Source organism: Pseudomonas sp. GL_135, from assembly GCF_057834665.1.
In genome coordinates this window covers 580,925-593,459 of record NZ_CM174408.1, presented here as the reverse complement: position 1 = coordinate 593,459, position 12,535 = coordinate 580,925, and the positions used below count along the sequence as shown (strand labels likewise).

General features: G+C 59.1%; 13 protein-coding genes. 7 read left to right on the top strand and 6 right to left on the bottom strand.

The annotated features are described in order from the left end of the window. The first annotated feature begins 4 nt into the window (after nt 1-4). The 7 genes from AC3ISG_RS02725 to AC3ISG_RS02695 all read left to right on the top strand — a co-directional run bounded on the left by AC3ISG_RS02725 (nt 5) and on the right by AC3ISG_RS02695 (nt 6,203). On the top strand, nt 5-823 hold the full coding sequence (locus tag AC3ISG_RS02725) for a M90 family metallopeptidase (RefSeq protein WP_489298455.1): 819 nt from the start codon (nt 5-7) through the stop codon (nt 821-823). 106 nt (nt 824-929) lie between these two features. After that, on the top strand, nt 930-1,457 hold the full coding sequence (gene ppa, locus AC3ISG_RS02720) for an inorganic diphosphatase (protein WP_037017915.1): 528 nt from the start codon (nt 930-932) through the stop codon (nt 1,455-1,457). Nucleotides 1,458-1,899: 442 nt separating this feature from the next. Continuing rightward, nucleotides 1,900-2,631, top strand: coding sequence for a S24 family peptidase (locus tag AC3ISG_RS02715; protein ID WP_489298454.1), 732 nt, complete (start codon nt 1,900-1,902; stop codon nt 2,629-2,631). Nucleotides 2,632-2,991: 360 nt separating this feature from the next. Continuing rightward, nucleotides 2,992-3,501, top strand: coding sequence for a TIR domain-containing protein (locus AC3ISG_RS02710; protein WP_489298453.1), 510 nt, complete (start codon nt 2,992-2,994; stop codon nt 3,499-3,501). Beyond that, on the top strand, nt 3,501-4,352 hold the full coding sequence (locus tag AC3ISG_RS02705; protein WP_489298452.1) for a macro domain-containing protein: 852 nt from the start codon (nt 3,501-3,503) through the stop codon (nt 4,350-4,352). The genes AC3ISG_RS02710 and AC3ISG_RS02705 overlap by 1 nt, the downstream gene beginning before the upstream one ends. Continuing rightward, complete coding sequence (locus tag AC3ISG_RS02700) at nt 4,349-4,789, top strand: HIT family protein (protein ID WP_489298451.1); 441 nt, start codon at nt 4,349-4,351, stop codon at nt 4,787-4,789. The genes AC3ISG_RS02705 and AC3ISG_RS02700 overlap by 4 nt, the downstream gene beginning before the upstream one ends. 502 nt (nt 4,790-5,291) lie before the next feature. After that, entirely contained in the window at nt 5,292-6,203 is a 912-nt protein-coding gene (locus AC3ISG_RS02695) for a restriction endonuclease (protein ID WP_489298450.1), read from the top strand. An 89-nt stretch (nt 6,204-6,292) separates the two neighbouring features. Here the strand turns inward: AC3ISG_RS02695 and AC3ISG_RS02690 are convergent, their stop codons facing one another. From AC3ISG_RS02690 to AC3ISG_RS02665, 6 genes are all read right to left on the bottom strand, one after another. Beyond that, nucleotides 6,293-7,348, bottom strand: a complete 1,056-nt coding sequence (locus tag AC3ISG_RS02690; protein ID WP_489298449.1) for an ADP-ribosylglycohydrolase family protein — start codon at nt 7,346-7,348, stop codon at nt 6,293-6,295. 129 nt (nt 7,349-7,477) lie between these two features. Continuing rightward, entirely contained in the window at nt 7,478-8,140 is a 663-nt protein-coding gene (locus AC3ISG_RS02685) for a DUF6933 domain-containing protein (protein WP_489298448.1), read from the bottom strand. 193 nt (nt 8,141-8,333) lie between these two features. Then, complete coding sequence (locus AC3ISG_RS02680) at nt 8,334-8,951, bottom strand: LysE family translocator (RefSeq protein ID WP_489298447.1); 618 nt, start codon at nt 8,949-8,951, stop codon at nt 8,334-8,336. A gap of 159 nt (nt 8,952-9,110) precedes the next feature. Further along, nucleotides 9,111-9,992 (bottom strand): LysR family transcriptional regulator, encoded by an 882-nt coding sequence (locus tag AC3ISG_RS02675; RefSeq protein WP_489298446.1) that lies wholly within the window; start codon nt 9,990-9,992, stop codon nt 9,111-9,113. Nucleotides 9,993-10,050: 58 nt separating this feature from the next. Further along, nucleotides 10,051-10,803, bottom strand: a complete 753-nt coding sequence (locus AC3ISG_RS02670; RefSeq protein WP_489298445.1) for a maleate cis-trans isomerase family protein — start codon at nt 10,801-10,803, stop codon at nt 10,051-10,053. Nucleotides 10,804-11,144: 341 nt separating this feature from the next. Further along, a complete protein-coding gene (locus AC3ISG_RS02665) occupies nt 11,145-12,530 on the bottom strand; it encodes an MFS transporter (RefSeq protein ID WP_489298444.1) in 1,386 nt (461 codons plus the stop codon). Between the last annotated feature and the right edge of the window lie 5 nt (nt 12,531-12,535).

The window sequence follows — 12,535 nt, the reverse complement described above, 5'->3', positions numbered from 1 at the left end:
ATCCATGTGGTCGTTCCGGGAATGGCGCAAACGGCGCACGCTGGCGCGCCATCCGGTCGATCCGCAGATGTGGGAACGCGTGCGCCAGCGCCTGCCGATCCTCGACGGGCTGAGCGCTGAAGAGGACCGTTACCTGCTCGAGAGCTGCGTGCTGTTCCTGCAGGCCAAACACCTGACCGCACTGGAAGGCGTCGAGCTGGATGATGAATCGCGTCTGTTTCTGGCCGCTCAGGCCCAACTGCCATTACTCGCCTTGGGCGATCTGAACTGGTATCAGGGTTTTCACGAAATCATCCTCTACGGCGACGATTTCATCAGCCCGCAACGCCATCGCGACGCCAGCGGCATCGAACACGAATGGGACGGCGAGCACAGCGGTGAGGCGTGGTCCCAGGGCCCGGTGATTCTGGCCTGGCCGGGTGTGCTGACGAGCGGAGGATGGGAAGCCTACAACCTGGTGATCCACGAACTGGCGCACAAGCTGGACATGCTTAACGGCGAGGCGAACGGTCTGCCGCCGCTGCACCCGGACATGCGCGTCAGTGACTGGGCCAGCACCATGCAGAGCGCGTACGACGATCTCAACCGGCAACTCGACGCCGACCCGGATGCCGAGACCGCCATCGACCCCTACGCTGCGGAAAACCCCGCCGAGTTCTTTGCAGTCATCAGCGAATACTTCTTCAGCGCGCCGGATTTGCTCGTCGAGGCCTATCCCGCCGTCTACGGGCAACTGAAAGCGTTCTATCGGCAGGATCCGTTGGCGCGGCTAACGGCACTTCAGCGCGACAACCCGGTCTATCAGGCTCAACACGACGCCTGAAGCCCGCCGTCACGCATGGCAACGCTTCAGGAATGTGCCTATAATCCGGCCACTTTTTGGCGTTGCATGCCAGATTCTGAATGGTCAACCAAGGGGGCAAAGCCCAATGAGCTACAGCAAGATTCCGGCCGGTAAAGACCTGCCGAATGACATCTACGTCGCAATCGAGATCCCGGCCAACCACGCGCCGATCAAGTACGAAATCGACAAAGAAAGCGACTGCCTTTTCGTTGACCGTTTCATGGCCACCCCGATGTTCTACCCGGCCAACTACGGTTTCATCCCCAACACCCTGGCTGACGACGGCGACCCCCTCGACGTGCTGGTGGTGACGCCTTATCCGGTCACCCCGGGTTCCGTGATCCGCGCCCGTCCGGTCGGCGTGCTGAACATGACCGACGACGGCGGCGGCGATGCCAAAATCATCGCTGTCCCCCACGACAAGCTGTCCCAGCTGTACGTGGACGTGAAGGAATACACCGATCTGCCGCCTCTGCTGATCCAGCAGATCGAGCACTTCTTCGCGAACTACAAAGACCTCGAAAAAGGCAAATGGGTGAAGATCGAAGGCTGGGCTGGCGCTGACGCCGCTCGCGAAGCGATCACCAAATCGGTCGCGGCCTACAAGGGCTGATCCGGTTGTGTCCCGCCGAAGCGCTCGCCGCTTCGACGGGGCCACGTTTTACCTGCATGTCCCCGCCTTCTGCGTTCTGAATACCCCTCGCCCCGTACATCCCTCCTTTTTTTTCGCCCTCTTTCATTGCACACATGTTTAAAACTCACACTGCACACACAGCGTGTTTAATCGCGTGGGTTGATTTTCTTCTTTGAACAACACCGCCCGATTCAAACTTCTCTGGCGCCCCCTTTAGTCAGGCCTCCGTGCCGTTAATTGCTCACGTGCATGAATGACATCGGTTTCAACCATTGTTGATGCATAAGAAAACAGTGAGCGAATCGGCCTACAAAAACAGCCGAACGTTGTAATCCTTACATTCACGTTCAAGCATGACGGTGTGCTCATTTGAACACTTCGTTCATTTAAACGCGCTTCAACCCGCCGTAAACTTCGGCCCATGAATACATCAGGTGATCGACTGCGCGGCCTTCTGCGAGAGTGCCATCTCTCGGCAACGGACTTTGCCGCCAACCGAAAAGTTACGCCGCAACACGTGAACAACTGGTTCAAGCGCGGCATCCCCATGGCCCGTATTGAAGAAGTCGCTGAACTGCTGAGCGTCAACGCGCGTTGGCTGCGCAGCGGCGAGGGCCCGAAGCACCCTGGACAAGACCGCTTGGCTGCCCAGACGCCAGACGCTCAACCGCGGGCCGAGCGAAGCGTGCGCGAAGAACTGGAAATGCCGGTCTACACCGAATTGCAGACGCAAAGCTCCGGCCGCACGGCGGTGGGCGAAATCCATAACCACAAAGTGCGCCTGTCCCGGCGCGTGCTCGAAACCATGGACGTGGAACTGCACAACGCCATCTGCGTGGCGATGGTCGGTAACAGCATGGCGGACAAAATCCAGGACGGTTCGCTGATCGGCATCGATCGCGGGCGCGTGCAGATCATCGATGGTGAAATGTACGCCCTCGAACACGACGGCATGCTGCGGGTGAAATACCTGTATCGCCTGCCGGGCGGCGGCTTGCGCTTGCGCAGCCACAATTGCGCCGAATACCCGGACGAGATCTTCAGCGCCGAACAGGTGCAGGCCCAGCACATTCATATTCTGGGGTGGATCTTCTGGTGGTCGACGCTCAACAACCGCCGCCATCCGGCAACGATACGGCGAGGCACGGAATGAGCGTGTTTCAGAACTGGGCAGACGCAAACAACATGGGTATCCTGCACGCCTTCGTTTCAGCACCCGTCGGCCACACGCGGATGGGTGATCGACCTGGCACCGTCTCTCTGACCTGCCCGGTCTACCTGACAAGCGCCTCCTCGCAGCGCGCACTTTTGCGGACGGGTGCGGTTAGCCAAAAACTAACCAAACCCGTCACCGAGAAGCCGGCCACAAGCCGGCTTTTTAACTTCCCATGAATACCTCGCACCGCTAACCCACGCGGCGCCTCTGCGCGCGCGTCAATCGGCAATCAATGGACTGAGCGCCTTAACCGATGAAGCAAACAACCCTCTTCGTTTTCACTACAGGAAGTTCATCATGAGTTACCGCAACAAAACCTACATCGCGTTCGCCAGTGAAGACATCAAGCATTATTGGCTGATGAAAGCCTGGAAGCAGAACGAGAAAATCGACTTCGACTTTTTCAATGCCCATGACCTGTTCGAGGCGCGGGACAGCAGTTCGCCAGAAACTATCAAACGCCGCCTGCGCGAACGCCTCAACAACACCAAGCAAGTTATCTTACTGGGCAGCGAAGATGGCCGTCGCAAAGGCGGCGACGGGGATTCCTTTCTTGCTTATGAAATCGAGGTGATTCTCGAACTGGATCTTCCCATCGTCATCGCGAATCTCTGCCAGAGCAGAAACATCGTCATGGACAACATTCCTCAGCCGCTCATTGATCAAAAACACTTCAGCGTCTCGGTTTCTTTCCAGCCGAAAATCATTCAGTACGCGCTGGACAACTACGTCGACGGCTACGCGAAGAGCGAGATGCAGGGTCCCCATCGGTATCTAGGCAGAATCTACGACGAGTTGGGCATGTGATGACCATTCTTCAGGACATGCAAACGTGGCGCTTCTGGCGCCACTTCCTGGTGGCATTGTTCGCCTGTGTCGGCGGGCTGTCGACGATCATGCAGACCTTCAACGTCATTTACCCCGGCAGCCATGCGATGGAAGGTGTCGGCATCCTGATAGCAATCATCGTGGTGTCAGTTTCCGCCGCGCAGTTCAAAGCCTGGCCGCGCCCGATTGCCGAGGAGTACAACGCGCCGAAAACACGGATCACCATCGTGCCCGGCGACCTTCTCAAGGAAGACGGCCATCTGGTGATCGGTACCAACGACACCTTCGACACGGAAACGCCGAACATCATTGCCACCTCCAGCCTGCAGGGACAGGCCTTACAGGTCCTTTACGGCGGCGACCTGAAAGAACTTGATCGTCATCTGGACGACGCGCTGGTCAACACGCCCTGCGTCGGTACGCTCAACAAACCGGGCAAACAAGTGCAATACGGCGTCGGCGCCATCGCCACGCTCAAGCATGCGCACCGGCTGATCTTCTTCCTGGCCTACTGCGAAATGGACGCCCAGAACGTCGCGCGCTCGACCCCGGACAAGGTGTGGAAAGGGTTGCTTGCGCTCTGGGCCGAAGTGTCCCGGCGCGGCAACGGCGGCACCATCTCGATCCCGGTCATCGGCGGCGGGCAGGCGCGACTGTCCAGCGTGCTGCCCGCCCAGGACGCCATCCGCTTCACCCTGCTCTCGTTCATGTTCGCTTCACGCAACGCGAAGGTCTGCGACGAACTGCGCATCGTCGTCCGCCCCGACGACTACCGAAAACTCGATCGACTGGAACTGCAGTCGTTCCTTTCGTCATTGAGGTCATCATGACCCCGGAAACCAGCCTCGACCTCCCGGACAATCCCGATTGCGCTTTCTGCGCATACCTCAGGGGCGAAAGGCCCTACACCATTCTCTCCTGCACCCCACAAACCGCGACCTTCGTGACCCGAGAACAACGGGGTCACCCGCACTTGCTGGTGCTGCCGCTGAGGCACGTGCCTTCGCTGTTGGAGATGACCGATGAGGAAGTGGCGGCGGTGGCGGTTGAAGTGCGCAATGCGGCGAGGCTGATTGAAAAGGCGTACGCGAAAACGGGGATTGCGGTTTGGCAGAACAACGGCGTGCCGGCGGGGCAGGCGATCGGGCACGTGCACTTTCATGTGGCGGGGACGTTGCCGGGCGGGGGGACGGAGTTTGGGGAAGTGCAGGAGATATCGGTGATGGAGACGGATGAGATTGCGCGGCGGTTGGTTGGGGGGAGGTAGATTAGGCGAACGCGGACTAGAGCCGACGCCCCAGGGCAGCGTGCCAACATCAGCTTACAATGCTGTCTCGCAAGCGTTCCCGTCGGCTTGAGGATTAACTGCGTAGCGTCCCCTGCTTGGTCCGGCGGACATGTATTTGCGCAGCATCCGTACCGTCGGAGCAACCAGCCGCTAAGGATTTCTTAGTAGTTCGCGGGAAGGAGCAAGTCAGATGAGGCGCATCGAGTACACAGCCCAGTTGCCATCATTTGATAGGTATCACGCCTCCTCAGTGCTAGGGCTGAGGACATTTGTCAGCCGGAATCCCGCCATGAGTTAAAACCTCAAGGCCACAGATATTAGCTGTGGCCGTAGTCATTTTAGCCCGAGGCTTCCATGGCTAAGTTCTACAAAGCCGGCCATCATGTTGCAGCAACGTGTAAGGGGTAAACGCGCTACCTCGTTACGAACAACTGCGCTGCAATGCACAGCTCAGGCTAGCCAACTGAAAAGGAAGTCATCGATGCCCATCCCGGATTTTCAAAGTGTCATGCGCCCGATACTAGCGGCCGTTGCGGATGGTGTCCCGCTAGCGTTGGGCGAACTGCGCGAGCGCATCGCTGGTGATTTCCAACTCACTGAAGACGAGCGCAGCGAACGCTTGCCTTCGGGCAAGCAAACGGTGATGAACAACCGGGTCGGCTGGGGACGGACTTATTTGAACAAAGCCGGTCTTTTGAGCATTCCTACCAAAGGCATGGTGCAGATCACGGAACGCGGTCGAGAGACGCTGCGCAACGGGCCGGCACGCATTACCGTGAGTTGGCTCAAACAATTTCCCGAATTTGCAGCGTTTCATACCTCGAGTCCCGCCGACAGTACCCGGCCAATCTTGCAGGGTGATCCGGTCGAACAAGCCACCCCTGATGAGCAACTGGCCGCAGCACATCAGGCTTTAACGCAATCACTGGCCGATGATCTGCTGGCCCAAGTACGGGCAGCGTCGCCGACCTTTTTCGAGCAACTGGTGGTCGACCTCATGATTGCAATGGGATATGGCGGCTCACGCAAGGAAGCGGGTCAAGCAACGCAGCAAACTAACGATGACGGCATTGACGGCATCATCAAGGAGGACAAGCTAGGGCTGGACGTCATTTACCTGCAAGCCAAGCGCTGGACCAACACCGTACACCGCCCGGAGATCGACAAGTTCATTGGCGCCCTCACCCGCCAGCGCGCTCGCAAAGGTGTGTTCATCACCACGTCGGACTTTTCGGACGGTGCTCGTAACGCGGCAATGAGCCTGGATATAAAGGTAGTGCTGATCGACGGCCCGGAGCTCGCCAGACTGATGGTCGAAAACAATCTCGGCTGTAGCGTGAGACAGGTTTACGAAGTGAGGCAGCTGGATAGCGACTATTTCGTAGAATACTGAGATGCAACGGCAAGTTCCCAGCATCAAGCAAAAAGCTCGCTGCTGGAGCGATGACTCGACAACCCTCGATGCATAAGGCATCTAAAGGATTAGCCCCCCGGATACCGCTCCCAAATCTCATCATCAAACTCCCCGCCATACCCCGTAAACACCCTCGGTACCCGCTCGATATCCTCCGCCACCGCTTCAATCACTTCCCGCAATTCAAGCGGCGCAAGCCAGCGATCCGGGATCGCCTCCACGCCGTGCTGAATACCCAGCAAATGCCCGGCAATCAGCCCGGTGCTGTCACTGTCTCCGCTGTGGTTCACGGCGTTGATCACGCCGTCTTCGAACGATGTCGCAGTGAGTGCGCACCAGATGCCAATCGCCAAGGCTTCTTCCGCGATCCATCCGCCGCCCAATTCCTCGATCCGCTCGGGGGTTGGGCGGTGGCCTTCGTAGCTGAAGAAGAGCGCGCGTTCGACCAGCGCACGTGTTTCTTCCATGCCGGGTTTCTGGCCGTGCTCTGACAGGCTGTTGGCGATGGCGTCTTCGAGGCTGTCCTGACGGTCGACGATGCGCTGGAGGATGTCAGCGAAAAGACCGCCTGCCATGTAGCCCGTTGGGTGACCGTGGGTCAGACGGCCGGAGTCAGCGGCGTTGTCGAAAGCGCTAGGGAAGAAAGCGCACGGCGCGACGCGCATGACGGCGCCGCAGCCTTTGCTGTCGTTTTGGGCGAAAGCGCCAAATTCGGTGCTGGCCTTCAATGCGCTTAGACAGGTGAGGCCGGGCGCGCGACGGGACCACAACTCGCGCTCCTTCACCAGCCAGCCATCCAGGCTGACGCTTGTGATGGCAGGCGAGTAATCCTGGGTCATCAACCAACGCAGCAACGCATGGTGAATGACGCCGGGTATGTGGCAAATACCGCGGGAGATGCCGCGTACATGAGCGCGCAGCAGGCCTTCAGCGGTGAATAGCATCATTTGCGTGTCGTCGGTGATGGCGCCCACGCGGCCGTAAGCCGGGGCGAAATCGACGATGCCACGCGCACCGAATGTCGCGTGGATGGCGTTCCATTTGAGAAATTCGACCGGCGCACCCAGTGCATCGCCCACCGCGCCGCCGAGCAGGCAGCCTCTGATCCGTTCAAGTCTGTTCATCTGTGCTTCCTTACACTGGCTGCATCATGGTCTGAAGCTGTTTCTGATGTTTGTTTGGTTGCGCGAAATGCGCAGTCTCCGCGCAGCGCCTGATTTTCGAGCCATCGATCCTCAGACTCAGATTTCCGCTCACCTCGATGCATTCCAGTTCTTGTACGCCTCCGCCATCTCCACTTCCGTCATCACCATCCCCAAACTTGGATAAACCTGCTTCAGCTCAAGCTCAGCCGGGATGATGTAATCCGATCCTCTGATCGATCGGTAGAATCGGTTGGCCACACCGTCGAAATCGATGAGGTCTTGCTCCCCAATTGGCAGCCCTGGGCCGACGTATTCGCGTCGAGCCGCCATGTCGAGCACTGAATTGATATGGGCTTGAACACTCCGATCGCTACGCTTGAAGAAATGCACGGGCTGGAAGCTTTCTTCCCACACGTCTACATGACGCTGGAGCTCAGCCTGAGGCGGAATTTCCCCGAGAACGTTTCCCGCCAGTACGAGCAATTCAACAAGATACCGAGCGGTGAACTGCGCCAGAAAACCCTGCACGTCGTTGCGTTTCAGGCCGACGAACATCATCGCGTAGCGCGTGTCGACTTTCATGGCGACAAGGACGTGGATCCTGCCAAATTTGGTGACGTGCAGCTGCCAGCGATCCACTCGCTCGTGGGCTGTGCTGTCCGCTTCTAGCAATTGGGCAGCGGCGGCGGGCTGCACGGCGCTGATGATTTTGCCCTTCACTTTCTTCGAGAAAAAATCAGCGGCGTCTTGGGTGCAATCAAAGATCAGCATGGGTATGGGTGGTCCATTCGGCGATGGTTGAGGATACCGACGCTGGGCTCGACGCGCCAACAGGCGGAAAAGACGAATCGGCTGTCGGTAGCTTTTTGGTGTCCGGACGGGCCACTTCCCGGCTAAAGCCGGTCCTACTGACAGCGTGCATTCAGTGGGACTGGCATTAGCCGGGAAAGCCGAAAGCGCATCTTCATCGAATCATCTGCCTAACTCCAAGCATCACAATCACCGCCCCACACACCCGATCAATCGCCTTCTTCTTGCTGGCATACGCACCGGCAATCCGCGGCCGTGAAAGCGCGGTCGCGATCAGTGCATACCAGGCAGACGACACGAGGCCGACCATCGCCAGCATCGCCGCGAAGGTTTCAAACTCGACATGGCTCGGCGCGGCAGCGGAGAAGATTGCGGCGTAAAACGCGACTGACTTGGGGTTCGCAATGTTGGTCGCGACGCCCTGTTTAAATGCGCTTCGCAGGCTGGGCATCTGGCCGGCCCGGGGGTTGAGGGTGGGAGGTTTGCCGGAGGCGAAAATCAGGCGCATCCCGAACCAGACGAGGTAGCCCGCGCCGAGGCATTTGACGACGAACGCCAGCCACGGCAACAGCGAAAACACTGCGCCAATGCCCAGGATGGCGCAGGTCGCCCAGAACAGATTCACCACCACGATGCCCGCCACCAGCATCAGTGCGTGCGCCGTTGCCGCAGAAACCGCTTTGTGCGCGACCGCCACGAAGTTGGGGCCGGGGATGATCACGCCGGCACAGTAGACCGAGAAGACAGCTGTTACGGCAGGCCAATTAACCATGTAAACGTTCCTTGTTGTCGGGTATCCAGCTGCTGGCGGATGAGATCAGTGTCAGGCAGCCCCTCACCAGCCTGCGTGACGCATCAAGGGGACAGAGCCAGGCGGTTCACCGCACCTGTAGATCCCTTCGGCGATGCTTGAATATACCGGCGATAATCCTCATCCCGCCAACACATGCCGCAAAAACAACGCCCCCGCCACCGACAACCCGTCCCTCGACCTCACGCAAATGTTGAGTTCGCGACTGGCCCATTCCTCTTCCAGCTGAACCACTTTCGCACCGTCCATTCGGTAAATCCCTGCGCTGCCCTCGGGCATGATGCCAATGCCGACGCCTGCCTGAACCATCAGGCTCAAAGCATCGTAGCTGGCGACTTCCATGCGGATTCTGAGGGAGCGGCCGAGGTCGTTGGCGGCTTTGATCAGTTGGAAATTCAAGTGGGTACCGCTGCGCAGGGCGACGTATTCATGGTCGAGGGTGTCGCTGAAGCGTACGGACTCGCGGCCTGCCAGCGGGTGGTCGTTGGGCACGATCAATACGAGGCGGTCGGTGCGAAACGGAAAGACTTCGATGTCCGCGCCGTGGGGCAGGCGCGTGAAGATGCCGATCTCGGCGCGGTTTTCGGCGACGGCTTTGGTGATCGCCAGGCTTTGGTGTTCTTCGAGGACGATGTTGATCAGCGGGTAAAGCGCCATGAACGACTTGATCAAGCCGGGCATGAATTGGGTGATGGCAGATATGTTCGCCAGCACGTGCACCGAGCCGCGCGTGCCGTTGGAATAGTCGCGCATCTGCAGGACGATGTCGTTGAGATTGTTCAGCGCGCTGCGGGCCATGAACAACAGCGACAGCCCCGCGTCGGTGGGCGTGATGCCTTTGTTGGTGCGGGTGAGCAGCCGGGAATCGAGCAGCTCTTCCAGTTCGCTGAGCCGCTTGCTGACGGCCGCCGCCGCGATGTGTTCGCGCTTGGCAGCGGCAGCGATAGTGCCTTCTTCGACGACGCTGACGAAGAGGCGCAGCGAGACAGGGTCGAGTTTCATGTGGGGTACCGGGCGTGCTGGCCTGAGTGGCCGCCATAGTACCCCGTCAGACATCGCCTCAGAACGCGCCCGACAACAGATGGCCGGCGTTCGGAACCTGCGCTTTTAGGCCGAGGGTTTTGAGCATCTGGTAGACAGTCGCCACGGAGGCGGACAGCACCGGCTTATCGAGACGATCCTGTACGACCTGGATGGCGGGCAACGATGGCATCTGCACGCAGCACGACAGCACCACTCCATCAGCTTGCCCGATGTTGAGCCGGTTGGCGTGGGAAACCAGATCCATTGGGTCGAGGCGCCCGACTTGCAGGTTGTCGGAGACTTCCAGGCTGATGGCATCCACCACTTCGATGCCGGCCGCTTCGATGTAGTCGATGACCTGTTGGGTGAGTGGCTTTATGTAGGGCGTGATGATGGATATTTTCTTGTAGTCGAGCATAAGCAGGCTGTCGATCAACGCCCCGGCCGAGCTGAGCACGGGTGCGTCGGACGCATTGCTGGCAACGGTTTTACTCAGACGATCCTGCGACACTTTGTGGTAACCGGCGCCCTGGCACATGATTGCCACCAGGCAGGCGTACGCCATGACATCGACCCGGGCATCGCTCAATTCCAGCGCGCAACGGTCGCTGTCGACGTCCATCTTTTTCAGCTCTTCGGGGCTGACTTTCATCATGCGCATGCGGGAGGAATGGAAGGTGAAGCGCTCGTCTGGGAACAGGGAGTACCGCGACGTCAGCATCGCCGGAATCTCGGTTTCCATGGTGGTGTTGGAGCTGGGGACGATCTGGCCAATCCGGAAATTTCTCACAGGGTCTTCTCCATTTCGCCGACGGCGAGGTCATGTGCGACCGATGCTAGGAGGGACCGTGAGCGGCGTATATCAGGCAATGACGAGCCTGCCATCGCGGCTGGCGATGGCAGGCAACAAAGATATGGGTGACCGGGGCGCGGTATTAGTGCTGGCACCCGTTCATGTGGGAGCGAGCTTGCTCGCGAAGAGGCAGGAACATCCGCTGAATATTCGGCGGCTGGAATACCGTCTTCGCGAGCAAGCTCGACTCCCACAGGTACCGCGTTTACTGCGCGAAACCTTGGCGTCTGGACCAGAGGAATATCCCACAGGGAAAAGCGCCGTTCGCTTAACCTCATTTAAGCGTGAGAAAGCACCTCGCCTCGCGCAGGCGATTCGGCCTTGTGATTGCCCAACATCGCCCGCGGGATGGACAGAATCAGTCCGGCGCTGATGAACAAACAGGCGCCCAGCACGTAGGTGCCGTTGTTGATGTTGCCGGTGAGGTTCTCGGCCACGGCGGTGATCATCGAACCGGTGAAGCCTGACAGGTTGCCGATGGCGTTGATCATGCCGATCCCCGCAGCGGCCGCGACGCCAGACAGCACGGTGCCCGGCAGGGTCCAGTAGATCGGCATCAGGCTCAGCACGCCGGAGGCGGACACGCTGAGGAAGATGATCGACAGCACCACGTTGCTGGCGAAGTAGGCGCTGAGGATCAGGCCGATGCCGCCGATGATCGCCGGAATCGCTGCGTGCCAGCGGCGCTCGCCGGTCTTGTTGGAGTGCCGCGCGTTGAGGGTCATGGCGATCACGGCGATGCCGTAGGGGATGGCCGTCAGCAGACCGATGTCCATCGGGTTGGAGACGCCGGCGCTTTTGATAATCGATGGCATCCAGAACGCGAGCCCGTAGAACCCGGTGTTGAAGGTCAGCAGGATCAGCACCAGCAGCCACACGCGTCCGTTGAAAAACACCTCGCGCAGACTCGTCGCCTTGCCTTTGCTGTCGGTCTCCAGATTGGCCTTGAGCATGGCCTTTTCCTGGGGCGACAGCCATTTGGCCGCGTCGATGTTATTGGCCATGAACGCCAGCACCACAAAGGCCATGACCACCGAAGGCAGCCCTTCGATGATCAGCAGCCACTGCCAGCCGGCCATGCCGTTGACGCCCTGCATTCGGGTCATTAACCAGCCGGAAATCACACCGCCCAGCGTCAGACTGATGGGCATTGCCATGAGGAAACCTGCCATCACCCGGCTTTGCCGACGGGTAGGAAACCAGTAGTTGAGGTAAAGGATAACGCCGGGAAAGAAGCCTGCCTCACAGATGCCGAGCAAGAAGCGCAGCACGTAGAACATGGTTTCCGACTCGATATGGAAAAACTTCGCCAGCGGCACAGTAAACGCGACGGCCATGGACACGATGGCCCAGGTGAGCATGATCCGGGCGATCCAGAACCGCGCGCCGAAGCGATGCAGCAGCAAGTTGCTGGGTACTTCAAAGATAAAATAGCCCCAGAAGAACATGCTCGCGCCGAGGGCATAGATGGTATTGCTGAATTGCAGATCGTTGAGCATGTCCAGCTTGGCGAAGCCGATGTTCACGCGGTCCAGATAGGCCGCCATGTAACACAGGAGCAGGACGGGAAGGATGCGCAGGATGACTTTGCGGTAGGTGCGGTCTTCAAAGCTGGCGTGCCCGGGACCCGAGGACTCGGGCAGGCGCTGGAAAACGGTTTCCATGGTGG

Coding starts and splice junctions, on each gene's coding strand:
- AC3ISG_RS02725 (WP_489298455.1), top strand. CDS start 5: ATGTGGTCGTTCCGGGAATGGCGCAAACGGCGCACGCTGGCGCGCCAT.
- ppa (WP_037017915.1), top strand. CDS start 930: ATGAGCTACAGCAAGATTCCGGCCGGTAAAGACCTGCCGAATGACATC.
- AC3ISG_RS02715 (WP_489298454.1), top strand. CDS start 1,900: ATGAATACATCAGGTGATCGACTGCGCGGCCTTCTGCGAGAGTGCCAT.
- AC3ISG_RS02710 (WP_489298453.1), top strand. CDS start 2,992: ATGAGTTACCGCAACAAAACCTACATCGCGTTCGCCAGTGAAGACATC.
- AC3ISG_RS02705 (WP_489298452.1), top strand. CDS start 3,501: ATGACCATTCTTCAGGACATGCAAACGTGGCGCTTCTGGCGCCACTTC.
- AC3ISG_RS02700 (WP_489298451.1), top strand. CDS start 4,349: ATGACCCCGGAAACCAGCCTCGACCTCCCGGACAATCCCGATTGCGCT.
- AC3ISG_RS02695 (WP_489298450.1), top strand. CDS start 5,292: ATGCCCATCCCGGATTTTCAAAGTGTCATGCGCCCGATACTAGCGGCC.
- AC3ISG_RS02690 (WP_489298449.1), bottom strand. CDS start 7,348: ATGAACAGACTTGAACGGATCAGAGGCTGCCTGCTCGGCGGCGCGGTG.
- AC3ISG_RS02685 (WP_489298448.1), bottom strand. CDS start 8,140: ATGCTGATCTTTGATTGCACCCAAGACGCCGCTGATTTTTTCTCGAAG.
- AC3ISG_RS02680 (WP_489298447.1), bottom strand. CDS start 8,951: ATGGTTAATTGGCCTGCCGTAACAGCTGTCTTCTCGGTCTACTGTGCC.
- AC3ISG_RS02675 (WP_489298446.1), bottom strand. CDS start 9,992: ATGAAACTCGACCCTGTCTCGCTGCGCCTCTTCGTCAGCGTCGTCGAA.
- AC3ISG_RS02665 (WP_489298444.1), bottom strand. CDS start 12,530: ATGGAAACCGTTTTCCAGCGCCTGCCCGAGTCCTCGGGTCCCGGGCAC.